The following is a 22655-nucleotide window of genomic DNA, read 5'->3' as shown; positions in this document are numbered from 1 at the left end:
CTTTTTTTCTTTCAAATAAAATGTAAATGTTTTCACGGCTCGTTTGACTGTTTTTTAATCCGTTTTATAAAGGAGAGATGTACGATGACAGCTACGAAAGGCCTTGAGGGAATTGTCGCCGCAGCTTCTTCGATCAGTTCCATCGTTGACGGTGTGCTCACATACCGTGGTTATAACATCGATGATCTTGCAACGCATGCAAGTTTTGAAGAAGTAGCCTATTTGCTGTGGTTCGGAAAGCTGCCTAATGAAGCAGAGCTTAAACAGCTCCGGAAGGATTTGAGTGACGAGGCTTCGATCCCGGCCCAGGTGATCGAGCAAATGAAATTATATCCAAAAGATACAAGTACGATGGCTGCCCTCCGTTCGGCAGTATCTGCCCTAGCTCTCTACGACGGTGAAGCCGACGATATGAGCCGTGAAGCAAACCAGCGTAAAGCGATCCGTCTGCAGGCTAAGCTCCCTACGATCATTGCCGCCCTGGCGCGTATCCGCGAAGGCAAAGAACCGGTGGCTCCGCAGGCGGGATTGACCATTGCCGAGAATTTCCTGTATATGCTCAAAGGCGAGCATGCGGATGAAGTTTCGGCCAAAGCTCTGGACCAGGCGCTTGTGCTGCATGCGGACCATGAGCTGAATGCCTCCACTTTCGCTGCGCGTGTGACCGTGGCTACGCTTTCAGACATTTATTCCGGCGTGACTTCGGCCATAGGCGCATTGAAAGGCCCTCTGCATGGCGGTGCGAATGAAGCCGTCATGAAAATGCTGAATGAAATCGGAAGCATCGAAAACGTGGAGCCGTATATCCAGGGCAAATTGGATAACCGCGAAAAGATCATGGGCTTTGGCCACCGCGTGTACAAAAACGGCGATCCGCGCGCGAAACATCTGCAAAAAATGTCCCGCGAGCTGGGTGAAATGAAAGGCGATACGACGCTGTATGAAATGTCCGTCAAGATCGACGAACTCGTCACGAACCAAAAGGGACTGAGACCGAATGTGGATTTTTATTCCGCTTCTGTGTATACTCAGCTAGGGTTCAACCACGAGTTGTTTACTCCGATTTTTGCGGTCAGCCGCGTATCCGGATGGACGGCGCATATCCTTGAGCAATACGAAAATAACCGGATTATCCGTCCGCGTGCCGAATATGTGGGTGAAACCGATCAGAAATACGTACCGGTTGAGCAGCGCGCTTAATGGACAATAAAGATAGGGGACCGGGATGCTGCGTTTGCCGAAGCTTCTCCGGAGCCCCTGTACGGCTGTCTGTTTTTGGCAATGAAAGATTATTCATAAAATAAAGGAGGATACAATCATGAAATTGGAAAAGTTCGCACTTCCTACCGAAGGTGAAAAAATTGAAATCATAAACGGAAAACTTCAGGTGCCTAACAACCCGGTCATTCCTTTTATCGAAGGTGACGGTACCGGCCGCGATATTTGGAAAGCTTCCAAACGAGTTCTGGACGCTGCGGTGGACAAGGCTTACGGCGGCTCCAAAAAAATCGCATGGTACGAAGTATTTGCCGGTGAAAAAGCATTTAATACATACGGAGAATGGCTGCCTAACGATACGCTTGAAGCCATCCGTGAGTATATCGTTGCGATTAAAGGACCTTTGACTACGCCTATCGGCGGCGGCATCCGTTCCCTGAACGTTGCGCTTCGCCAAGAGCTCGATCTGTACGTATGTCTGCGTCCTGTACGTTATTTCCAAGGCGTTCCTTCTCCAGTAAAACATCCTGAACAAGTGGATATGGTTATTTTCCGCGAAAACACCGAAGACATCTACGCAGGGATCGAATACAAAGAAGGTTCGGAAGAAGTTAAAAAAGTCATCAAATTCCTGCAGGAAGAAATGGGCGTCAACAAAATCCGTTTCCCTGAAACTTCCGGTATCGGCATTAAACCTGTTTCCTCCGAAGGTTCCAAACGTCTCGTTCGCGCCGCTGTCGAATATGCGATCAAACACGGCCGCAAGAGCGTTACGCTCGTTCACAAAGGCAACATCATGAAATTTACGGAAGGTGCCTTCAAAAACTGGGGTTACGAAGTTGCCGAGCAGGAATTCGGCGATAAAGTATTCACTTGGGCACAATACGATGCGATCAAAGAAAAAGAAGGCGTAGACGCTGCAAATGCCGCTCAAAGCGCTGCGGAAGCTGAAGGCAAGATCATCGTGAAGGACGCGATTGCAGACATCGCGCTGCAGCAAGTATTGACTCGTCCAACCGACTTTGACGTCATCGCTACGTTGAACTTGAACGGCGACTATCTGTCCGACGCTTTGGCTGCCCAAATCGGCGGTATCGGGATCGCTCCGGGGGCTAACATCAACTATGTGACAGGCCACGCGATTTTCGAAGCTACGCATGGTACGGCTCCTAAATATGCGGACAAAGACGTGGTGAACCCTGGTTCCGTCATTCTGTCCGGCGTTATGCTGCTTGAGCATCTGGGTTGGCAGGAAGCGGCTGATCTCATCTACAAAGGCATGGAAACTTCCATTAACAATAAAACCGTTACTTACGACTTTGCCCGCCTGATGGAAGGCGCGACCCAAGTGAAATGCTCCGAGTTTGCAGATGAAGTGATCAAAAACATGTAAGGGAGAGGGAAAAATGGCATTAACACGTAAAAAGATTACGGTTGTAGGCGCTGGTTTTACCGGCGCAACTACGGCTTTGATGCTGGCTCAAAAAGAACTCGGCAACGTGGTACTGCTTGATATTCCTCAACTGGAAAACCCGACGAAAGGCAAAGCGCTCGACATGCTGGAAGCAAGTCCGGTACAAGGCTTTGACAGCCAGATTATCGGCACTTCGAACTATGACGACGCAGCCGACTCCGACATCGTGATCATTACGGCCGGCATAGCCCGCAAACCGGGCATGAGCCGCGATGATCTTGTAAACACCAATGCAGGCATCATGAAATCCGTATGCGAAAACGTGAAGAGAGTCGCTCCGGAATCGACGGTTATCATCCTGAGCAACCCTGTGGACGCGATGACTTATGCAGCGTACAAAACGCTCGGTTTCCCTAAAAACCGCGTCATCGGCCAATCCGGCGTACTGGATACCGCCCGTTACTGCACGTTTATCGCGCAGGAGCTGAACGTATCCGTGGAAGACGTACGCGGCTTCGTGCTTGGCGGACACGGCGACGACATGGTCCCACTCGTTCGTTATTCGAACGTTGGCGGCATTCCGATCGAAACGCTTATTCCTGCCGATCGCATTCAGGAGATCGTACAGCGTACCCGCGTAGGCGGCGGCGAAATTGTCAACTTGCTTGGCAACGGCAGCGCATATTATGCGCCTGCGGCTTCCCTCGTGCAGATGGCGGAAGCAATTATCAAAGACAAAAAACGGATCATTCCGGTGATTGCGCTTCTGGAAGGCGAATATGGCTATAACGATTTATTCCTGGGCGTGCCTGCAATCCTTGGCGGCAGCGGCATCGAAAAAGTTTTCGAGCTGGATCTTACGGCCGAGGAAAAAGCCGCGCTGGATAAATCCGCAAATTCCGTTCGCAGCGTCATTTCGGTTGTGAATCTGTAAAAGCGTTTTAAAGCATAATAAATATTAAAAAGGAAAACCTCTAAGTTTGTTCATATTTTAGAGGTTTTCTTTTCTTTTGATTGGTGTAAAATGATAGTAATGTAATATAAATCATAGACAAAGTGGAGGGATGCTAAATGTATGCAGTTATGATGTTTATACATATTTTAGGCGCAGCGGCTTTGGGATTTTATCTGATATTACCCTTCGTCGTAGGGAAAATGTCCAAGCTCTCCCTGGCGGCTCAAGAAGGCAGCGCAGCTACAGTTCGCAGCCTAAATACCTATGCCCAAATTGCTTTGGTCGTACAACTGCTTACAGGCGGTTACTTAATGAGCCAAGGAAAATATTCCGTGCCTTGGATGATCATTATCGTTATTTTGCTATTGGCGATTGGCGCTATTGGCGGGATGATGGGCAAACCGCTCCGTCTTGCAGTAGATGGTATCCGAAGCAATCGGGATATCTCTGTGGAAACCGGAAAAATTCGCACTTTAAGTGCCTTAGTCTCCATCTGTGTGCTTGTGATGCTGTTTTTTATGGTTTACAGCCACATTATCTAAAATCGTTTTTTATGTTGGTTATTAATGGCAGCCTCCCGGCATCCGGGAAGCTGCTTTTTTCTTTGTTTGAAGCTAGACGGAATGTGGTAAGTATTAAACGACAAGAAGAATAAAGGGTTTGTTTTACTTACATCCTAATATGGGAATGGAATCCTGTGTGCCAGGCGCATGGAAAAACAGCCAAGAAAAGCGCGGAAGGAGAGCATCGACATGTCAGGAAATACGCAAAGCAAACAAACGTTACCGCCGCAGCATCAAAATCATCAACCGGGAATCGAATCGGAAATGAATCCGCTCCCGAAGTTCGAGTCACAAAATTACGCGGGTTCCGGCAAGCTTAAGGACAAGAAAGCGATCATTACCGGCGGAGACAGCGGCATCGGACGTGCCGTGGCCGTCGCTTTTGCCAAAGAAGGGGCGGACATCTCGATCATTTATTTAAATGAACATGGGGATGCCCAGGAAACGAAGCGGTTGGTAGAGCAGAAAGGACGCAAATGCCTGCTGATTGCCGGGGATATTGGAGATGAGGCATTTTGCAAAAACGCAGTCAACCAGTCGGTCAAGGAACTTGGAGGACTGGATATTCTCATCAACAATGCGGCTGAACAGCACCCGCAGCAAAAGATTGAGGATATTACGCAAGAACAGCTGGAACGCACATTCCGCACGAACATTTTCGGCATGTTTTTCATGACCAAAATGGCGATGCCATACCTAAAGAGCGGAAGCGCCATTGTCAACACGGCTTCCATTACCGCGTATAAAGGCAATCCGACCCTGATCGATTATTCCGCCACGAAAGGCGCAATCGTCAGTTTTACGCGGGCTCTGTCCATGAATGTCGTGGAGAAGGGGATTCGCGTTAACGCCGTAGCCCCTGGGCCGATCTGGACGCCGCTAATTCCATCAAGCTTTGACGCGCAGAAGGTCAGCGAGTTTGGTTCAACCCAGCCGATGAAACGTCCGGGCCAGCCGGAAGAATTGGCGCCAGCCTTCGTATATCTGGCTTCCGATGATTCGTCTTATGTGAGCGGACAGGTCATCCATGTCAACGGCGGCGAGATCGTCAACGGTTAAAGAAACCGGTACTCAAAAAGGTTGGGCAGATGTTGGATCTGCTCAACCTTTTTGCTTAATCGGCTTCGGAAACGAGCTGCGACAGTTCCTCCAATGGCATCTCGAAACTCGGAGCCATGTGCTCAAGAAAATAATCCGCTTCCTACAATCACGATTTATCCAGCCTTAACATTTCGCAATTATTATACTCTTATCTTGCAAAAAAAAGGCGATCACTTGGCAGCAAGGAAGTCGGCAGCAGCACGCCGAAGAGAATTTAAACTTTTCACCACATCTAATTCAGGATAGGATAAAGAGAAGAAACATGAAAATTCATGAAAAAGGAAGACGGCGATGAGACCTTTTCGCATCAGACTCACCTTGATTTTAATGATCATGATCGGTATTTCCATGGTGGGCGCAGGTATTACGATGGCACAGGTATTCAAAAAATCACATATTTCCGCGCTGGAAGACAACATGATTCGGGAAATCAACCTTTTGAGCCGGACCTTTGATTTCCGCCCCGCCCAAGGCGAAAGTGCGATGGCATATTATACCCGTGAGGCAAAGGAACTGGCTGCGCTGACGGATTCCCGGGTTACCTTTATATCCAAGGACGGCACCGTGATTGGGGATTCGGAAAGCGATCCGCTGCATATGGACAACCACAGCAATCGCGAAGAGATTGTCAATGCGCTCAAAAAAGGAAACGGCCATGCGATCCGCTACAGCTCAACGCTGAAAGAAGATATGCTGTATGTTGCGATGCCGGTCGTTTCCGGCGGGAATTATGACGGCTTTATCCGGTTATCATTAAGCTTGAAGTCCGTGGACGAAGGTGTACGCAATGGATGGACGCTAATGGCCGGGGGTCTGGCTATTTTGTTTGTCGTGGCTGCGATTGTAAGCTACCGCGTTGCGGCAGGACTCACCTCCCCGATCGAGAAGATCACCAAGGTGGCCGGCAGAATATCGCGCCTGGATTATGATGCCAGGGTCGATATGCAGCGCAAGGATGAGATAGGAGAGCTGGCCAAGGCGATTAACGGCATGGCGGACAGCCTGCAAAATCAGCTGAAGACGATTCGCGACAATGAGGATCTGTTGCAAAGCGTGCTAGATAACATGACAAGCGGTATTTTGCTGGTGGCTGCGGACGGCAGCATCGCCTTGATCAATCCGGCGGCGGAAGAGATGCTGAATGTCAGAAGCGGCGAGCTGCAGGGACGTTCATTTAATGAGCTGAAACAGTATTATGAGCTGACCAAACTGATTAAGGATGGCATTACGGAGCGTGAAATCATCCATGAGGAGCGCAGCGTATACAGGCCGGAGGAAACGATTTTGCGTTTGGACGGCGTGCCTACGCTGGGAGAGGACCAATCATTCAAAGGCATGCTGTTCCTGCTGCAGGACGTAACGGCAATCCGCCGGTTGGAAAATATGCGGAGCGAGTTCGTGGCAAATGTGTCCCATGAACTGAAAACACCGGTGGCTGCAGTGAAAGGTTTCTCCGAAACGCTGCTTGGCGGCGGCGTAAAGGATGAAGAGACGGCAAGGTCTTTCCTGAAAATCATATACGATGAAAGCGAGCGGCTTAACCGGTTGATCAGCGATATTCTGGATTTGTCCAAAATCGAGTCCAAACGTTCACCGATGGATTATGCGCCTATACATTTGGACTATTTTTGCGCATCGATCATGGATACGATAGCTACCGTTGCCAAGAAAAAACGGATCACGCTTCATTCGGATATTCCGGAAGAACTGTTTGTCGAAGCGGACGAGGACAAGCTGCGGCAAATTCTTATTAATTTATTGTCCAATGCCGTCAGCTACACTCCGGATGGCGGCAAGGTGGAATTGAGCGTCAGGGACCGCCAAGATGCGGAAGGGCTCGAGAAAATTATTTTCAAAGTCTCGGATACCGGCATTGGCATACCGAAAAAAGACCAACCGCGCATATTCGAGCGGTTTTACAGAGTGGATAAAGCCAGATCGCGCAGTTCAGGCGGTACCGGGCTCGGGCTGTCTATTGTCAAACATTTGGTCGAACTGCATCATGGCGAAATCTCCGTGGAGAGCGAACTTGGCATCGGCACCACATTTACGGTTGAACTGCCGATGCTTCAGGAATAAGATGGACATGTGGATGTAAAAGAACTATTTTCCAAATGCCTTGAAGTTAAAAACGGAATGTAAAAAAATGCTGCATTTGCTCTTTTTGTTTACACAGGGTTAACATTCAGGTGTTACGATGGGCTTGTCAGCATCCGAAACCATTGTTTTTTAGAAACGGGGGAAAAAAACACATGTCGCAGCGGTTGCTCGTTATAGAAGATGAGCCGACATTAGCCAGATTATTATCTTACAATTTGATGCAGGAAGGTTACGAGGTCACGATCGAAGATCACGGAACATCCGGGTTCGAGCGAGCGGTACATGAGCCTTTCGATTTGATCATACTGGATTTGATGCTGCCGGGAATGAACGGGTTTGATATTCTTAGCAAGCTGCGCGGGAAGGGCATTATAACGCCGGTCATTATTTTGACAGCCAAAAATGCGGAGGAAGAGGTCGTACAAGGCCTGAAGCTTGGGGCCGACGACTATATCACAAAGCCGTTTGGAGTGTCCGAACTGCTGGCGCGCGTTGGCACGGTTTTGCGCCGCGTTTCGGGAATAAAAGAAGAGACGGTACCGGAAACTTCCGATTCGGCGATCCGGCTGGGGCAGCTGGAGATTTACCCGGAAAAATATGAAGTGATGTTAGGCAGCACAAGCATCAGCCTGAGACCAAAGGAGTTCGAAGTTCTGCTGTATCTTGCCCGCAAGCCTGGCGTCGTGCTCACCCGGGACGACCTGATGAATGCGGTATGGGGGTTTGATTATATCGGCGGGCAGCGGACGGTCGATGTTCATGTCAGCTCGCTCCGCAAAAAACTGGAGCTTGATCCCGAATCCGTCCACATCGACTCGATCCGCGGCGTCGGCTATAAACTCGTGATAAACAAAAAAAGAAGCGCTCATCATCAGGAATCGTGATGGTGGGCGTTTCTTAAGATATAAGAAAGTATAAACTTCGGAGATCTCGCATCCTTATATCGCAAGAAAAATTACCGCTAAACGCGGTCTGTCTTCTATGAGAGTACGTCGATAGACGTTTTTCTTAAGATATAAGAAAGTATAAACTTCGGAGATCTCGCATCCTAATATCGCAAGAAAAATTACCGCTAAACGCGGTCTGTCTTCTATGAGAGTACGTCGATAGACGTTTTTCTTAAGATATAAGAAAGTATAAACTTCGGAGATCTTGCATCCTTATATCGCAAGAAAAATTACCGCTAAACGCGGTCTGTCTTCTATGAGAGTACGTCGATAGACGTTTTTCTTATAATTATAAAATTTATAAGTTTTTTGGGGACCCACAAAGCCTTTGGAATAAGCAACGAAGCATAGGCTTCACTCAGTACTTTTGCTCCGCAAAAGCGCCTCTCTTTGAGAGGCGCCCTTACTTCTTTCCGATACTCTTTGTGGGTTATTTTACAATCCGCGCATCTTCCCTTAATGATTAAACGGTATGATGCGGCTAAAGAGAAGTTCTTGGGGGGAATCAGCCTTGAGCACGCTGCAATTGGAAAAAGGAACGAATAACAAGCTTCAAACGGCCATATCCGTATGGAAAGGCCAGAAAAGCTTCATGCCGGAGGAAGCGGTCCAATCGGCTGCAAACAAAACGCCGGGCGGAAAAATATCCGCCGCCGAATATTGCCGGAACGTACCTGTGCTTGCGCCATCCATCACTTGCATGGAAGCTTTAAATATGCTGAAGGAGCAGCAGCATCTTCCATGTTTGGTCATTTGCGGGGAGGATTCAGGGCCGCAAGGGCTGCTGATGAAGGATGTGTTTTACCGGAAGCTGACCGGACGTTTTGCAGCGGAATTATATTATGACCGTCCGGTGATGGATTTTGCCGAAACGGATATTCTGGTGGTTGAGAGTGAAGATGATCCGGCCCTGATGATTCAGCGGGCACTACAAAGACCGGAATCCCGTTTCTATGACTGCGTACTTATAACCGAAGGAGGCCGGCTGCAAGGCGTGCTGACTGTTCAGGACTTGCTTCTGATGTCGGGCAAGCTTCAGGAGGAAGCGGAGGAACAACGCAAGCATACGGTAAATGAAAACTACGGTCATGTCAGCGGCATGGAGTATTCTTTGGTTGAAGTGTCGGAGGCGGCCAGCCTGACGCTTGAGGAATGTCTGCGCATGAAAGAATGGACGATGGAAGGCAGAGTGAAGCTGGATGAAGCAGGTCAATCCTATGCTGAAGCTGTAGAGCATATGAACCGGAATCAGAAACAGGTAGCGCGTCTCATTGAGAATGCGGGCAAAATCTCTGCGCTGACCCAGGGCATCACGGAGCTTGCGGATCGAAGCGGCCTACTGGCTATTAACGCATCGATCGAGGCCGCTCATGCGGGAAGTCACGGCAAAGGTTTCGAAGTTGTCGCGGCTGAAGTAAGATCATTGGCCTCCCAAATCCGCAGTCTGACGTCGGATATTTCGGAGCTGCTGGAGCGAATCAGCCATCTGGCTGCAGAGACAGGGACATTAACCTCCGCCGGGGTGGAACAAATCCATGCCGGTGCCGCGCGACTGACGGAAGGAAACCGGATGTTTGGCGAACTCGAGCAGGCTGTAGGCCATGTCGAGAAAACCGGGCGATCGGTACACCGACTGGCAAGCGATGCAGCCGAGCAGGCGTTAAGCGTTAAGGTAGAACTTGAGCGTACGCTTGCGTAAAAAGTGAATAACAGATTCATATTTTACGCAGAGTTTACAATTGTGGCACACAGCTTTTACATAAGGGTTATACAATCAATAGAGTTGCAGGTCCAAATACAATAAACCAAAGATACAGGGATATTCCAATGAACAATAAGGAGACCTGGAGAGAAAATGAAAAATATTATCGAGATCGAAGATTTGAACTTATATTATGATCAGTTTCACGCCTTGAAGAATATAAATCTTGATATTCCGGAAAAGACGATTACCGCTTTTATCGGACCTTCGGGCTGCGGAAAATCCACGCTGCTTCGTACGCTGAACCGCATGAATGATATGATTACCGGCACGCGGATTGAAGGGTCCGTCAAAATTGGCGGCGCAGGCATATATGGCAAGGATGTGTATGTGGAGGAACTTCGCAAGCGCGTCGGCATGGTGTTCCAGCAGCCGAACCCGTTCCCGAAATCCATCTACGACAATATCGCTTACGGTCCGCGACTGCACGGGATCCGCAGCAAAAAAACATTGGATGAAATCGTTGAATCCAGTTTGCGCCAAGCCGCGCTTTGGGAAGAAGTAAAAGACTATCTGAAACGCTCCGCGCTCAGTTTATCCGGCGGGCAGCAGCAGCGCCTATGCATTGCACGCGCGCTTGCGGTTGAGCCTGACATTTTGCTGATGGATGAAGCCACTTCCGCGCTTGACCCGATCTCCACACTGAAGATCGAAGAGCTGGTGCAGGAGTTGAAGGAAAAATATACGATCGTCATGGTCACGCATAATATGCATCAGGCTGCACGCGTCTCCGGCCGCACGGTATTTTTCCTCAGCGGGGAGGTCGTCGAAGCGGATGAGACCAACGCTCTGTTCAGCAACCCGCGAGACTCCAGGACAGAGGATTATATTTCCGGTCGTTTCGGCTGATCCAGAAGAGGTTGTTCAAAAAGTCCGCTTTTGATAAGAAAATCTGATCGAAGTTAATTCAAGGATGAGCGACCGCGATTCAGCGGTAGGTTTTCTTGCGATATAGAATTTCATCAGCGTAGCTGATAACGAATAAAATTCTATATCTAACACGAAGTGAATCAGGAAGCGGGATCGACATCGAATCTTGAATTCAGCCGGGCCTTCCGGTGCTCACGTACCTAAACGTACGCTCCGCTCCTTTCGTCCCTAGCTTCATTCAACCTTCTCGGTGCTGAAAACCGACCTTTTTGAACACTCACCAAAAGTAACAAAAATTTTTATAGGGGGATTTTGCAGCCATGATTCGGAGAAAAGAGTTGGATCAGGATCTGGAGCAGCTTCGTTCGCTGCTTGTTAAGATGGGGAAGCATGTCATCCATGCCTTGGATGAAGCTGTTATCAGCCTTAAAAACCAGGATTGCAACAAAGCGCAGGAAGTCGTGCAGGCGGATGCGCAGCTGAATTTAATGGAAGAAGAAATTATGGATATCGGTTCGCGTCTTATTGTTACCCAGCAGCCTGTTGCCAAGGATCTTCGCAGAATACTGGTTGCTTTTAAAATATCAAGCGATCTGGAACGTATGGGCGATCTGGCGCTGGATGTAGCTAAAGTAACGCTGCGCCTGCAGAATGAACCGCTGATCAAGCCGCTCATCGATATCCCGCAGATGGCGAATCTGGTCAAGGTGATGATTGAAGAAGCCATTACTTCTTATCTTGACGAAAATACGGATCTTGCTTATAAAATGGCTCAGGATGACGATCAGGTCGATCAATTGTACAGCCAAATCCTGACGGAATTATACGGTCATATGCGATCGAAACCCGATTCTTTGTCCCAAGCCTTACTGTTGACCCTGGTCGGGCGTTACATTGAACGAATCGCGGACCATGCGACCAATATCGGGGAGAGCGCCGTATACCTGGTAACAGGCAAACGCCCTGACTTGAACCGGTAAAAATATTTTGCGTTAATCGTAAGCAAAGTCATAATTTATAAAGGTTAGAAACCCTGGCGCAATAACGCCGGGGTTTTTTGTGGTGCAACATGCAGCCGAATCATCTGACAACTCGAGGATGCGTTTCTGGCTTTCCAGGACAATGATGGTTTGGGTGGTGTTGGTGATTCCAACCCGACCCGGTAAAAAATCGAGACGGATTCGCTTATTTTTTTCTCGAATACAGGGTCATGTGTTAAGATATTAGAGTAGCAAAACATCAAGGAAACCGCATCCTAGTTTTTCTTACATTCAACTTATCAATATCGCAGCCATATTCGCGACTACCTCCAAGATTTATCTTATTTTGGAACCGCCGATAGATGTTTTTGTATAAATAAAGAAGTGAAAAAAGGGAAGGTGCTGTATGAGCAAACTGATTCTTATTGATGGGAACAGTATCATTTACCGGGCATTTTTTGCGATGCCGCCGCTTACGAACACCAAAGGTCTGCATACGAATGCCGTATACGGGTTTACGAATATGCTTTTGCGCCTGATTGAAGATCATAAACCGACACATATGATGGTTGCTTTTGACGCCGGGAAGGTTACGTTCCGCCACGAGGGTTACCAGGAATATAAAGGCGGCCGCGAAAAGACGCCTCCGGAGCTGTCCGAGCAGTTTCCGCTGCTGAAGGAGCTTTTGCAGGGCTTTGGCATTTCGCAGTTTGAACTGGGCGGATATGAAGCGGATGATATTATCGGCACCGTGTCGCGCATAGCGGAAGAGGCGGACCATGAAATACTCGTTGTAACCGGGGACAAGGATATGCTTCAACTGGCTTCGGATCATGTGCAGGTGGGGTTAACCCGCAAGGGAGTTACCGAAATCGAGACCTATTCGCCAGAGCAGATTCAAGAAAGATACGGTCTGACGCCGCTGCAAATCATCGATCTCAAAGGCCTAATGGGCGACGCTTCCGACAACATTCCGGGAATTCCCGGCGTAGGGGAGAAAACGGCGCTTAAGCTCCTGCATCAATTCGGATCGGTTGAAGAGGTGCTGGCCAATACCGGCGAACTGAAAGGCAAAATGAAAGAAAAAATCGAGACCCATGCGGATGATGCCGTTCTCAGCAAAAAGCTGGCGACGATTTATCGCGAAGTTCCGCTGGACAAGTCTTTTGACGATATGGTTTTTAACGGTTTGAAGGAAGATACCGCGGGTCCCGCGCTAGCCAAGCTGGAATTCAAATCGCTTCTGGAGCGTTTGTCTTTTAAAGCTGACGGCAGCCATTCGGATCATTCCGAACAGGAGCAGGCTCCGGCCAAGGAAATCAAGGTAGAAATGATTAGCGAAGAAAATATCGGCATCCTGGCGGATGCCCTCAAAGAGGTCAAAGCGCTGCATGTGGAAACGAGCGGCGAAAATCCTCATCATGCCGATGTGATTGGATCCGTATTTTCTTCGGACGAACAGCATTATTTTGTGCCGTTTGAGCTGTTGAAGGCGGAAGCGGCCGAGCCGCTGCGGGTTTGGTTGGCGGATCCGGCGATTCCAAAGCAGGGATTTGATCTGCACCGTACGGATTTGGCTCTGCATTGGAAGGGAATCGAGTTTGCCGGCGCGTCATTTGATGTCCAATTGGCGGCGTACATTCTCGATCCGACCGAATCCAACCTGCATCTTCATGCGCTTGCCGCCAAATATGGGCTGCCGGCGCTTGCATCCGATGAGGATGTATTCGGCAAGGGCGCGAAATACAAGGTGCCTGAAACGGATGTGCTCAGCAAGCATTTGGCGGCCAAAGGAGCGGCTGTTCTCGATCTGATCCCGCTGCAGGAACAAGAGCTGGAAGAGGGCGGAATGGCCCCGTTATTCCATGATCTTGAAATGCCTTTGTCGCGCATTTTGGCCGATATGGAAAAACAGGGGATCGCGGTTCATAAGGACGATCTTATGGAGCTCGGCAAGGAATTCGAAGCCCAGATCAACGGTTTGGTGCAGGAGATTTATGAGATCGCCGGCACGGAATTTAACCTCAATTCGCCGAAGCAGCTTGGCGAAATTTTGTTCGTTAAACTGGGGCTGCCTGTGATAAAGAAAACGAAAACGGGTTATTCCACGGATGCGGAAGTGCTTGAGAAGCTGGCGCCTTACCATGATATTGTCCGCCTGATTTTACAATACCGGACCATTGCCAAGCTGCAATCCACTTATGTGGAAGGTCTCTTGAAAGAAATTTCGCCGAAAACGGGCAAAGTCCACACCTATTACCGGCAAACCATTGCGGCAACCGGACGTTTGAGCAGTCAGTATCCGAACCTGCAGAATATCCCGATCCGCCTTGAGGAAGGCCGCAAGATCCGGAAGGTGTTTGTTCCGTCCGAACCGGACTGGTATATTCTAGCGGCGGACTACTCGCAGATCGAGCTGCGCGTGCTGGCGCATATTTCCGACGATGAAGGGCTGAAGGAAGCGTTCCTGCACGACATGGACATTCATACTAAAACGGCGATGGATGTATTTGGCGTCACGGCGGATGAAGTGGATGCCAATATGCGCCGTTCGGCGAAAGCTGTCAATTTCGGGATCGTTTACGGCATCAGCGATTACGGCTTGTCCCAGAACCTGAACATTACCCGGAAGGAAGCGGCGCGATTTATCGATCAATATTTCGATGCATTTAGCGGAGTCCGCCGTTACATGGATGACATCGTGAAGGACGCGAAGCGGGACGGCTATGTAACGACGCTGCTGGAAAGAAGACGTTATTTGCCTGAAATTAACGCCAGCAATTTCAATCTGCGTTCCTTTGCCGAGCGCACCGCGATGAACACGCCGATCCAAGGCACCGCAGCGGATATTATCAAGCTGGCGATGGTGCACATGGACCGCGCGCTGGCGGAGAAGCAATTAAAAAGCCGCATGCTGCTTCAAGTACATGACGAACTTGTATTCGAAGTGCCGGAAGACGAGCTGGAACTTATGAAAAAGCTGGTACCGGAAACGATGGAAAAAGCGCTGGCATTATCCGTGCCGCTGAAGGCGGAAGTCAGCTATGGCAAGAACTGGTATGAGGCCAAATAATGCCCTTTCAGGCAAACTTTCGTTATAATAGGGATGAGGTGAAGACATCATGCCGGAGTTGCCGGAAGTCGAGACAGTCAAAAACACGTTAAACCAATTGGTCAAAGGCAAAGTGATCGACCATGTAACCGTAAATTTGGCGCGGATTATCCAGCGCCCTGACGATATAGAGCAATTTGCATTTATGCTGGCGGGACATACGATTCAAAACGTGGAACGCCGCGGCAAGTTTTTGCGTTTTGTATTGGATGGTCTGGTCATGGTCTCCCATCTGCGGATGGAAGGACGTTATGGAGTATATGCCAGCACGGATCCCGTCGAGAAGCATACGCATGTCATTTTCCATTTCAATGACGGGACCGAGCTGAGGTACAAGGATGTGCGGCAATTCGGGACGATGCATTTGTTCCAGCCTGGAGAGGAGTTCAAGCTTCCTCCGCTGTCCAAGCTGGGGCTTGAACCGCTTGAGCAAGAGTTTACGCCCGAAAGATTTAAAGCGGCATTGGCGGGCAAAAAGTCCAAAATCAAGGCTGTACTGCTGAACCAGGCATATGTTGTTGGCATCGGGAATATTTATGTGGATGAATCTTTGTTCAGAACGGGCATCCATCCTGAGCAGCTCGTGAGCACGCTGACGGATGAGCAGTTCCGCGCATTGCATCAAGCCATTGTGGATACGCTGCGGGAAGCGGTTGAGGTTGGAGGTTCCTCCATCAAATCCTATGTCAACGGGCAGGGGGAGATGGGGATGTTCCAGCATCAGCTCAAAATTTACGGGCGCCAAAATCAGCCTTGCCTTACTTGCGGAACGTTAATTGAGAAAACCGTTGTTGGCGGCCGGGGCACGCATTTTTGCCCGGTATGCCAGACCTTAAAATAAATTGAATTCAGCAAATCCTTGCAATGTAAGATGTAAATTGAATCATGGGTGTGCACCCCTCTATTTCGTCCCCAAAATATACTGAGTTTGAATTGAACCTCAGGAGGAAGCTGGCATATGGAACTCTTTTGAAAAGAAGGCTCCAAATGTCCGTTTCATCAGGGGGAGGGGGCCTAGGGGTGCTCAGTCATTTTTTCACCACTCCTGCTGGCATTGGCTTTAAGTCTGGACAGTTTTGGAGTGGGGATTACATATCGGACTCAGATAAATGAAGATGCCTGCTTCCAAGCTATGAATGCGCCATTTTACGGCACCCCGCATTGTAATTAATCTCGGGTGGAAAATATAAGCTGTTATGAGGTGAGTTTGCACATGATTATCGGGTTAACCGGAGGTATAGCAACTGGCAAAAGCACGGTGTCGGCTCTCCTGGTAGACAAGGGAGCCCTGCTTGTTGATGCCGATCAGATCGCCCGGGAAGTGATGCTCCCGGGTCATCCCGTTTTGGCGGAAGTGATCGCTCATTTTGGACAAGTTGTGCTCCTTGCGGACGGTACTTTGGACAGGAAAAAGCTCGGGGACATTGTTTTTAACAACCCTGCGGAACGAAAAGCATTAAACGAGATTACGCATCCGGCCATCCGCAAGGAGATCCGGGAACAGATGGAAACTTTGGAGCGGAAACATCCGGACAAACTTGTTGTTGTTGATATTCCTTTACTTTATGAATCAGGGCTTGAGTCCATGTTTGAGCGTGTGATGGTCGTATATGCTCCGCAGTCCGTTCAGCAACAACGATTGATGCAGCGGAGCGGATTGAACGGGGACGAAGCGATGGCGCGGATCCGTTCACAGATGGACATCGAAGAGAAGAAGCTGAAGGCGGATATCGTCATTGATAACAGTGGGAGCGCAGAAGAGACGAAACATCAAATTGATGAGTTTTGGCTTCGGTCAGGTTGCGTATGAAGGCTTTACGATTTTTGCGAAAAAAACGTGTGCTTCTCCTGCTGTTTATCGGCTTTGTAGCCGTATTGTTTTTCAGCACCAACTGGATGTCCTGGTTTTACCCTATATACTACAAGGAACATATCCGTGCACAAGCGGAGCGTTATGACGTGGACCCGTTTTTGGTTGCTTCCATCATTCGGGTGGAATCCAATTATAAGCTCGGCAAAGAATCGAAAAAAGGAGCGCTTGGCCTGATGCAGCTCATGCCGGACACGGCTCAATGGGCGATGGAACAGGCTAAACTTCCGGAAGTGACGATGGACCATATCAAACATAAACCTGAGGCCAGCATTGCCATCGGGACATGGTATCTAAAAAAATTGAACACCCAGTTCAAAGGCAATCGAATTGCCGTTATTGCGGCTTATAATGCCGGGCCAGGAAACGTGGATGGATGGCTTAAAAAGGGAGTATGGGATGGAACGCTGGATTCCCTTAAGGACGTTCCTTTCGGTGAAACAAGGCACTATGTACAACGGGTGATTTATTATTATAATCAATATACGCGGATTTACAGCGATTTTTGAGAATCATCACAAAAGAAGTATTGAAGCAGCTTACGGGCCGCCTCAATACTTCCGGGAGTACGCATGTATTATTGGAATTGACCAGCAAGTTGTTGTTCAGCCAGGGTTACCAGACGTTTTGTGATGAGTCCCCCGAGCGAACCGTTCTCATAGGAAGTCATGTTGCCTTGGTATCCGTCTTGTGGGATGGAGATACCCAATTCCTGAGCCACTTCGTATTTCATTTGGTTCAGGGCTGCAGTAGCTTTAGGTACTACAAGGTTGTTAGAGCTGTTGTTTTGAGCCATCGATGTTCACCTCCTTGCTGTTTGTAAAAGTATTATGTCTCAAAGATTGAATCTTCATAACTTTTTTTATATATTTCCCGCTTGGAAATATAAGGTTCTTTTTCGGACGCTGCTGTGCCGTTAAATGCCGGGGGAACGAACCCCAATACACCAAATGTAAAGATAAAGGAAGTGAGTTTGCATGAAATGCCCGTACTGTGATTACGCAGGCACCAAGGTGCTGGATTCCCGTCCGGCCAATGACAACAAATCGATCCGCCGCAGACGTGAATGCGAAAGATGCAGCCGGCGTTTTACGACGTTTGAAATGGTGGAGGAGACGCCGCTGATCGTCATTAAAAAAGATGGAAGCCGTGAGGAATTCAGCCGGGATAAAATCCTGCGCGGCCTGATCCGTGCCTGCGAGAAGCGCCCTGTATCCGTGGAGCAGCTGGAGGCGATTGTCTCCGAAGTCGAAAAATCACTCCGCAACACGGCAGTCGCCGAGGTTGAAAGCCGTCAGATCGGCGAATTGGTGATGGAACAGTTGTATCCTGTGGATGAGGTGGCCTATGTGCGCTTCGCATCCGTGTACCGGCAGTTCAAAGATATCAATATGTTTATGAAGGAACTTAAAGGTCTCCTTTCGAAAAATACGATGCCTGACTCTGTTGATTGATTATGCAGGGTGCGCTAGGTATAAGCAGAGATCAGGATATGCTGCCCGGAGCTGCTCTACCGAAGCGGTTTATGATTAATTATAAAAGCGCGGTGACAAGCCGCCAAAAGACGCAAAGTGCTTGATGGGAAAACAAGCTGCTTGCGTCTTTTTTTGCATCAAAATGAATCGGAAGGACGGAAGTGTAATGGAGTATTTCACATACTGCAGCCATTCGTAGGGAAGTTCTGAAATAAAATTTAATTTTGTTGAGCCTGATCGAAATTAATTTGCGAAAATGGATTGACAATCGCGAAAAATCAAATGTAAGATAATAACATATATGGGCTGTTATAATAAAATTGCATCGGCAGTTATAGGAAGGGGGATTGGTTTGCCTAGTATTGAAAGCGTTTTAAATGTAAAAAAGACTAAAAGCAGGATGTATAAACGGAATATTTTGAAAGAACATGCGCTTGCTTACGTTTTTTTGGCGCCTTCGATGATTTTATTTATTATGTTTTTATTTTACCCGATGCTGAAGTCCGTTTATTTGAGCATGACGATTACCGATCCACGCGGACAGGTAGCCGAATTCGTCTGGTTTGAGAATTTTGCGGCCTTGTTCAAGTCGCATCAGCTGTATTCCAATTTGAGCGTAACCTTGATGTTTATTTTGTACACGGTGCCGACCTCGTTGATCTGGTCTTTGTTTTTAGCTGCCATTACCCATAACAAGCTGCGGGGGATGAAGATATTTCAGTTTATCTTTTCGCTGCCTATCGTTATTTCAGTGGGGACGGGTTCGATCATTTGGTTTCTGCTCTTTCATCCGACCGCCGGCATGCTGAATTATTTTCTGAGCCTGGTTCATATCGGGCCGATTCCGTGGCTGACCGATCCGGCATGGGCGCTTATGTCCATCTCGCTCATGACGATTTGGATGAACATGGGCTTTTTGTACATTGTGTTATCCAGCGGTTTGCAAGGCATTCCGGAAGAACTTTATGAAAGCGCTAAAATCGATGGCTCCGGGCCTGTCCGTACGTTTATGCGCATCGTGCTCCCTCTTCTTTCCCCGACGATTTTTTTCGCGTTGATCGTGTCGGTGATCGGGGCTTTCCAGGCTTTCGGCCAAATTCATATTTTGACCAGAGGCGGTCCGATCAACTCCACCAATGTCATTGTCTATTCCATCTACCAAGACGCCTTCGTTAATTTCCGCTTCGGAATCGGCAGCGCCCAGGCACTCATTTTATTTGTTATTATTTTGCTGCTGACCGTGCTGCAGTTTAAAGTTCTGGAAAAGAAGGTGCACTATCAATGATTGCAAAACGAACCACGCCGCTTTTGTTGTATTCGCTGCTTGCCATTTTAGCGCTGGCCGTGCTGTATCCGCTTATTTTTACGGTGCTTTCATCGTTTATGACCGAAAATGAGGTATCCAACTTTCCGCCTCCGCTGTTTCCGACCCATCTGTATCTCGACAACTTCAAGGAGGCCATTGCCGGGTTTCCAATTATTCGGTTTATTTTAAACAGCTTTATCGTCTCGACCGCGGTGATGATCAGTCAAGTCATAACGTCGAGTCTGGCGGCTTATGCTTTTTCATTCATGAATTTCAAAGGCAAAGGCATGCTGTTTGCGCTGTTTTTGTCCACCATGATGATACCGTGGGAAGTTACGATTATTCCGAACTATCTTCTGATTAAAAGCTGGGGCTGGATGGACAGTTACCAGGGGCTGATCGTGCCTTTTATGGCCGGTGCTTTCGGAGTGTTTCTACTGCGCCAATTTTTTCTGCAGCTGCCGCGGGAGCTGTTTGACGCCGGGAAAATCGACGGCTGCGGGCATTTACGGAATTACTTTTCCATCGTGCTGCCGCTGTCCAGACCTGCTCTGGCGACGCTTTCGGTATATGTGTTTTTGACGCATTGGAATCATTATCTGTGGCCGCTGCTGATCACCAACCGGGCGTCCATGCGAACCGTGCAAATCGGGGTGGCGATGCTGCAGCATGCCGAGGTGATGTCCTGGAATTTGATTTTGGCCGGGGTTACGCTCGTGCTGCTGCCATCCTTTATCCTGCTCGCTTTTGGCGTCAAACAGCTTGTGCGCGGCATTGCGGCGGGCGCAGTCAAAGGTTAGATCCGGTGATTGGTTTTGGCGGCAAAGCGTGGCTGTCATATAGGTATGTGGAAAAGTTCACCCGGCTGCCCTCATCCGAAAATCATTGGTTCAACTAATATAATAAAAGGGGAGGAATAAAGCAAAACTATGGGAAAAAAGAAACTGGCAAGTTTGCTGCTGGCGTCCGTGATGCTGCTCCTGTCTGCATGCAGCGTGAACATGGGCGGGGATGAGCCGAAGGCAAGCGAGCCCAAAACAAGCGGTACGGAAGTCAAAGCCGGCGCACAAAAGGTTGTGTTCTGGCATGCGATGGGCGGGGCGACAACGAAGGTGGTCGATCAGTTGGTCGATAACTTCAATAAGTCGCAGGATAAAATCCAGGTGGAAGCCGTTTATCAGGGCACTTATGATGATTTGCTCAGCAAATTAAAGGCGTCCATGGGCACGAATGAAGGGCCGACGGTGGTGCAGATGTACGAAATCGGGAGCCGGTTCATGATCGATTCCAAACTCATTGCGCCGATGCAAAATTTCATCGACCAGGACGGGTGGGACGTCGGCCAGCTTGAGCCGAATATTAGCGGTTATTATACGTTCGATAATAAACTGTATTCAATGCCGTTTAATACCTCGAATCCTATTCTTTATTACAACAAGGATTTGTTTAAAGACGCCGGATTGGATCCGGAAAGTCCTCCCAAGACCTTTGAGGAGCTGAAAGCCGCGGCTGACACAATCTCGAAAAAAGGCAAGGCCGTCGGCGCCAACTTTGCGATTTACGGCTGGTTCATGGAGCAGTTGTTCGCGAACCAGGGAGCGGAATACGTCAACAACGGCAACGGCCGGGACAGCCTGGCGACCGAATCGCTGTTGAATTCCGAGGCAGGCGTGAAAGTGATGACATGGTGGAAGGATCTGATCGATTCGAAAGCGGCCAACAACCTTGGCCGGAAGACGGATGATTCCAAAAAGGCTTTCTCCGCGGGCCAGGTGGCGATGATCCTCGATTCGACGGCTGCCCTGAAAGGGCTAGTGGACGGAACGGCAGGCAAGTTCGAGGTCGGAACGGGTTTTCTGCCGAAACCGGCGGATGCCAAGGAAGGCGGCGTCATCGTCGGCGGTGCGAGCCTGTGGATGATGAACAACCGTCCGGACGAGGAGCAAAAAGCAGCATGGGAATTCATCAAATTCGTGACCTCGCCGGAGCAGCAGGCATTCTGGCATATCAATACCGGATATTTCCCGATTACGCTCAAAGCGTACGATCAGGATAGCGTGAAGGAAAATCTCAAAAAATTCCCGCAATTTCAGACGGCAGTCGACCAGCTGCACAACACGAAGCTGAACAAGGCGACCCAGGGAGCGGTGATGGGCGTCTTCCCGGAAGCTCGTCAAATCGTCGAAGGCGCGATCGAAGAGGTGCTCAACAACAAGAAAGCACCGCAAGCGGCGCTTGATGATGCGGCGAAAGAGATCACCTCCAAGATTCAGGAGTATAACCGGACGGTGAAATAGGGATAGGGGGTCTTTATTAAGGTAAAGGACCCGGTAAGTAGAGTTTGGAGATGCCCTTGAAGTCTGATAAATCAGGGGCATCTTGGTGTTTTGATATGACTTATATAGTTTGCGGAACCGCTATGGAATAGAATATGCTAGTTTATTAGCATGGGGGAAAATGTAAACCTCATGGAGCTTGCAGTTTTATCACAAGGGAATCTACTACACTAATTAGCCTACCGCTAAACAAGCCCTGTCTTCTTTCAGAGTACGACGAAAGTCTTTTTTAAGAAAAAAATGTTGCATAGGCTCATCTGCTATGCTATATTATAGGAGTGCTCTTTTTGAAATAATAATTACATAACATGGGGCCTTAGCTCAGCTGGGAGAGCGCATCGCTGGCAGCGATGAGGTCAGGGGTTCGATCCCCCTAGGCTCCATAATATAAATAACCGATCCTAATCAGGGTCGGTTATTTGCGCTTACGACCTTGAGAAAGGCAGCAGGTAGTGGAAGTGTAAAGCTGCATGGTGTTACGGAAAGTTTACATCCTCCCCAAACTGTTGATCTTTTTTCTACTGAAAGTTAGATTAGAATAGGCATGATTGATTCAACTAATGCAAGTTCATCAAAAATATTAATCCCAATAATTACATTAGTTTTATGCTCGGGTAACCAGTGATACATAGCTGAATTGCGATTT

At 48.7% G+C, this 22655-nt stretch carries 19 protein-coding genes and 1 tRNA gene; 19 read left to right on the top strand and 1 reads right to left on the bottom strand.

Annotated features, from left to right (window positions below; all coding sequences use genetic code 11):
* The first annotated feature begins 84 nt into the window (after window positions 1-84).
* The 14 genes from citZ to L6442_RS24850 all read left to right on the top strand — a co-directional run bounded on the left by citZ (window position 85) and on the right by L6442_RS24850 (window position 17401).
* The gene (citZ, locus tag L6442_RS24915; protein ID WP_212976949.1) at window positions 85-1200 is read left to right on the top strand and encodes a citrate synthase; all 1116 of its coding nucleotides are present in this window, start codon (window positions 85-87) and stop codon (window positions 1198-1200) included.
* 118 nt (window positions 1201-1318) lie between these two features.
* The gene (gene icd / locus L6442_RS24910; RefSeq protein ID WP_194229738.1) at window positions 1319-2611 is read left to right on the top strand and encodes an NADP-dependent isocitrate dehydrogenase; all 1293 of its coding nucleotides are present in this window, start codon (window positions 1319-1321) and stop codon (window positions 2609-2611) included.
* A gap of 13 nt (window positions 2612-2624) precedes the next feature.
* The gene (gene mdh / locus L6442_RS24905) at window positions 2625-3566 is read left to right on the top strand and encodes a malate dehydrogenase (protein WP_212976948.1); all 942 of its coding nucleotides are present in this window, start codon (window positions 2625-2627) and stop codon (window positions 3564-3566) included.
* Window positions 3567-3703: 137 nt separating this feature from the next.
* The gene (locus L6442_RS24900; protein WP_212976947.1) at window positions 3704-4129 is read left to right on the top strand and encodes a hypothetical protein; all 426 of its coding nucleotides are present in this window, start codon (window positions 3704-3706) and stop codon (window positions 4127-4129) included.
* A gap of 210 nt (window positions 4130-4339) precedes the next feature.
* On the top strand, window positions 4340-5209 hold the full coding sequence (locus tag L6442_RS24895; protein WP_194229735.1) for an SDR family oxidoreductase: 870 nt from the start codon (window positions 4340-4342) through the stop codon (window positions 5207-5209).
* Between the two features lie 333 nt (window positions 5210-5542).
* The gene (gene pnpS / locus L6442_RS24890; RefSeq protein ID WP_212976946.1) at window positions 5543-7330 is read left to right on the top strand and encodes a two-component system histidine kinase PnpS; all 1788 of its coding nucleotides are present in this window, start codon (window positions 5543-5545) and stop codon (window positions 7328-7330) included.
* A gap of 173 nt (window positions 7331-7503) precedes the next feature.
* Complete coding sequence (locus L6442_RS24885; protein ID WP_212976945.1) at window positions 7504-8235, top strand: response regulator transcription factor; 732 nt, start codon at window positions 7504-7506, stop codon at window positions 8233-8235.
* Window positions 8236-8809: 574 nt separating this feature from the next.
* The gene (locus tag L6442_RS24880; protein WP_212976944.1) at window positions 8810-9997 is read left to right on the top strand and encodes a methyl-accepting chemotaxis protein; all 1188 of its coding nucleotides are present in this window, start codon (window positions 8810-8812) and stop codon (window positions 9995-9997) included.
* A 156-nt stretch (window positions 9998-10153) separates the two neighbouring features.
* Entirely contained in the window at window positions 10154-10909 is a 756-nt protein-coding gene (gene pstB, locus L6442_RS24875; RefSeq protein ID WP_194229731.1) for a phosphate ABC transporter ATP-binding protein PstB, read from the top strand.
* Window positions 10910-11250: 341 nt separating this feature from the next.
* Window positions 11251-11910: a phosphate signaling complex protein PhoU gene (gene phoU / locus L6442_RS24870; protein WP_212976943.1), complete on the top strand. Its 660-nt coding sequence runs from the start codon at window positions 11251-11253 to the stop codon at window positions 11908-11910.
* Between the two features lie 406 nt (window positions 11911-12316).
* Window positions 12317-14983: a DNA polymerase I gene (gene polA / locus L6442_RS24865; RefSeq protein WP_212976942.1), complete on the top strand. Its 2667-nt coding sequence runs from the start codon at window positions 12317-12319 to the stop codon at window positions 14981-14983.
* Window positions 14984-15032: 49 nt separating this feature from the next.
* Entirely contained in the window at window positions 15033-15863 is an 831-nt protein-coding gene (gene mutM, locus L6442_RS24860) for a DNA-formamidopyrimidine glycosylase (RefSeq protein WP_194229728.1), read from the top strand.
* A gap of 372 nt (window positions 15864-16235) precedes the next feature.
* Window positions 16236-16832, top strand: coding sequence for a dephospho-CoA kinase (coaE, locus tag L6442_RS24855; protein WP_212976941.1), 597 nt, complete (start codon window positions 16236-16238; stop codon window positions 16830-16832).
* Window positions 16829-17401, top strand: a complete 573-nt coding sequence (locus L6442_RS24850; protein ID WP_194229726.1) for a lytic transglycosylase domain-containing protein — start codon at window positions 16829-16831, stop codon at window positions 17399-17401. The genes coaE and L6442_RS24850 overlap by 4 nt, the downstream gene beginning before the upstream one ends.
* A 68-nt stretch (window positions 17402-17469) precedes the next feature.
* Here L6442_RS24850 and L6442_RS24845 read toward each other — a convergent pair whose 3' ends face one another.
* Window positions 17470-17688: an alpha/beta-type small acid-soluble spore protein gene (locus L6442_RS24845; protein ID WP_194229725.1), complete on the bottom strand. Its 219-nt coding sequence runs from the start codon at window positions 17686-17688 to the stop codon at window positions 17470-17472.
* Window positions 17689-17869: 181 nt separating this feature from the next.
* Here L6442_RS24845 and nrdR point away from each other — a divergent pair, with 181 nt between their 5' ends.
* From nrdR to L6442_RS24820, 5 genes are all read left to right on the top strand, one after another.
* Window positions 17870-18346, top strand: coding sequence for a transcriptional regulator NrdR (gene nrdR, locus L6442_RS24840; RefSeq protein ID WP_194229724.1), 477 nt, complete (start codon window positions 17870-17872; stop codon window positions 18344-18346).
* 322 nt (window positions 18347-18668) lie between these two features.
* Window positions 18669-19652: a carbohydrate ABC transporter permease gene (locus L6442_RS24835; protein ID WP_373871784.1), complete on the top strand. Its 984-nt coding sequence runs from the start codon at window positions 18669-18671 to the stop codon at window positions 19650-19652.
* Window positions 19649-20473 carry a carbohydrate ABC transporter permease gene (locus L6442_RS24830; protein WP_212976940.1) on the top strand — a complete coding sequence of 275 codons (825 nt, stop codon included), beginning with the start codon at window positions 19649-19651 and terminating at the stop codon, window positions 20471-20473. The genes L6442_RS24835 and L6442_RS24830 overlap by 4 nt, the downstream gene beginning before the upstream one ends.
* A 129-nt stretch (window positions 20474-20602) precedes the next feature.
* On the top strand, window positions 20603-21970 hold the full coding sequence (locus L6442_RS24825; protein WP_212976939.1) for an ABC transporter substrate-binding protein: 1368 nt from the start codon (window positions 20603-20605) through the stop codon (window positions 21968-21970).
* Window positions 21971-22319: 349 nt separating this feature from the next.
* Window positions 22320-22392 (top strand) — tRNA-Ala (locus L6442_RS24820).
* Window positions 22393-22655 lie beyond the last annotated feature (263 nt).

This window comes from Paenibacillus azoreducens, from assembly GCF_021654775.1.
GTDB classification, from domain to species: domain Bacteria; phylum Bacillota; class Bacilli; order Paenibacillales; family Paenibacillaceae; genus Paenibacillus_AQ; species Paenibacillus_AQ azoreducens.
Note: the sequence above shows the minus strand (reverse complement) of the source record. Positions and strands in the feature narration are given on the sequence as shown.

What these genes read in the sequence shown, in the direction of transcription:
- polA (WP_212976942.1), top strand. Translation starts at nt 12,317, where the DNA reads ATGAGCAAACTGATTCTTATTGATGGGAACAGTATCATTTACCGGGCA.
- phoU (WP_212976943.1), top strand. Translation starts at nt 11,251, where the DNA reads ATGATTCGGAGAAAAGAGTTGGATCAGGATCTGGAGCAGCTTCGTTCG.
- pstB (WP_194229731.1), top strand. Translation starts at nt 10,154, where the DNA reads ATGAAAAATATTATCGAGATCGAAGATTTGAACTTATATTATGATCAG.
- mutM (WP_194229728.1), top strand. Translation starts at nt 15,033, where the DNA reads ATGCCGGAGTTGCCGGAAGTCGAGACAGTCAAAAACACGTTAAACCAA.
- L6442_RS24825 (WP_212976939.1), top strand. Translation starts at nt 20,603, where the DNA reads ATGGGAAAAAAGAAACTGGCAAGTTTGCTGCTGGCGTCCGTGATGCTG.
- pnpS (WP_212976946.1), top strand. Translation starts at nt 5,543, where the DNA reads ATGAGACCTTTTCGCATCAGACTCACCTTGATTTTAATGATCATGATC.
- nrdR (WP_194229724.1), top strand. Translation starts at nt 17,870, where the DNA reads ATGAAATGCCCGTACTGTGATTACGCAGGCACCAAGGTGCTGGATTCC.
- L6442_RS24850 (WP_194229726.1), top strand. Translation starts at nt 16,829, where the DNA reads ATGAAGGCTTTACGATTTTTGCGAAAAAAACGTGTGCTTCTCCTGCTG.
- citZ (WP_212976949.1), top strand. Translation starts at nt 85, where the DNA reads ATGACAGCTACGAAAGGCCTTGAGGGAATTGTCGCCGCAGCTTCTTCG.
- icd (WP_194229738.1), top strand. Translation starts at nt 1,319, where the DNA reads ATGAAATTGGAAAAGTTCGCACTTCCTACCGAAGGTGAAAAAATTGAA.
- L6442_RS24900 (WP_212976947.1), top strand. Translation starts at nt 3,704, where the DNA reads ATGTATGCAGTTATGATGTTTATACATATTTTAGGCGCAGCGGCTTTG.
- L6442_RS24885 (WP_212976945.1), top strand. Translation starts at nt 7,504, where the DNA reads ATGTCGCAGCGGTTGCTCGTTATAGAAGATGAGCCGACATTAGCCAGA.
- L6442_RS24895 (WP_194229735.1), top strand. Translation starts at nt 4,340, where the DNA reads ATGTCAGGAAATACGCAAAGCAAACAAACGTTACCGCCGCAGCATCAA.
- coaE (WP_212976941.1), top strand. Translation starts at nt 16,236, where the DNA reads ATGATTATCGGGTTAACCGGAGGTATAGCAACTGGCAAAAGCACGGTG.
- L6442_RS24830 (WP_212976940.1), top strand. Translation starts at nt 19,649, where the DNA reads ATGATTGCAAAACGAACCACGCCGCTTTTGTTGTATTCGCTGCTTGCC.
- L6442_RS24845 (WP_194229725.1), bottom strand. Translation starts at nt 17,688, where the DNA reads ATGGCTCAAAACAACAGCTCTAACAACCTTGTAGTACCTAAAGCTACT.
- mdh (WP_212976948.1), top strand. Translation starts at nt 2,625, where the DNA reads ATGGCATTAACACGTAAAAAGATTACGGTTGTAGGCGCTGGTTTTACC.
- L6442_RS24835 (WP_373871784.1), top strand. Translation starts at nt 18,669, where the DNA reads ATGGGCTGTTATAATAAAATTGCATCGGCAGTTATAGGAAGGGGGATT.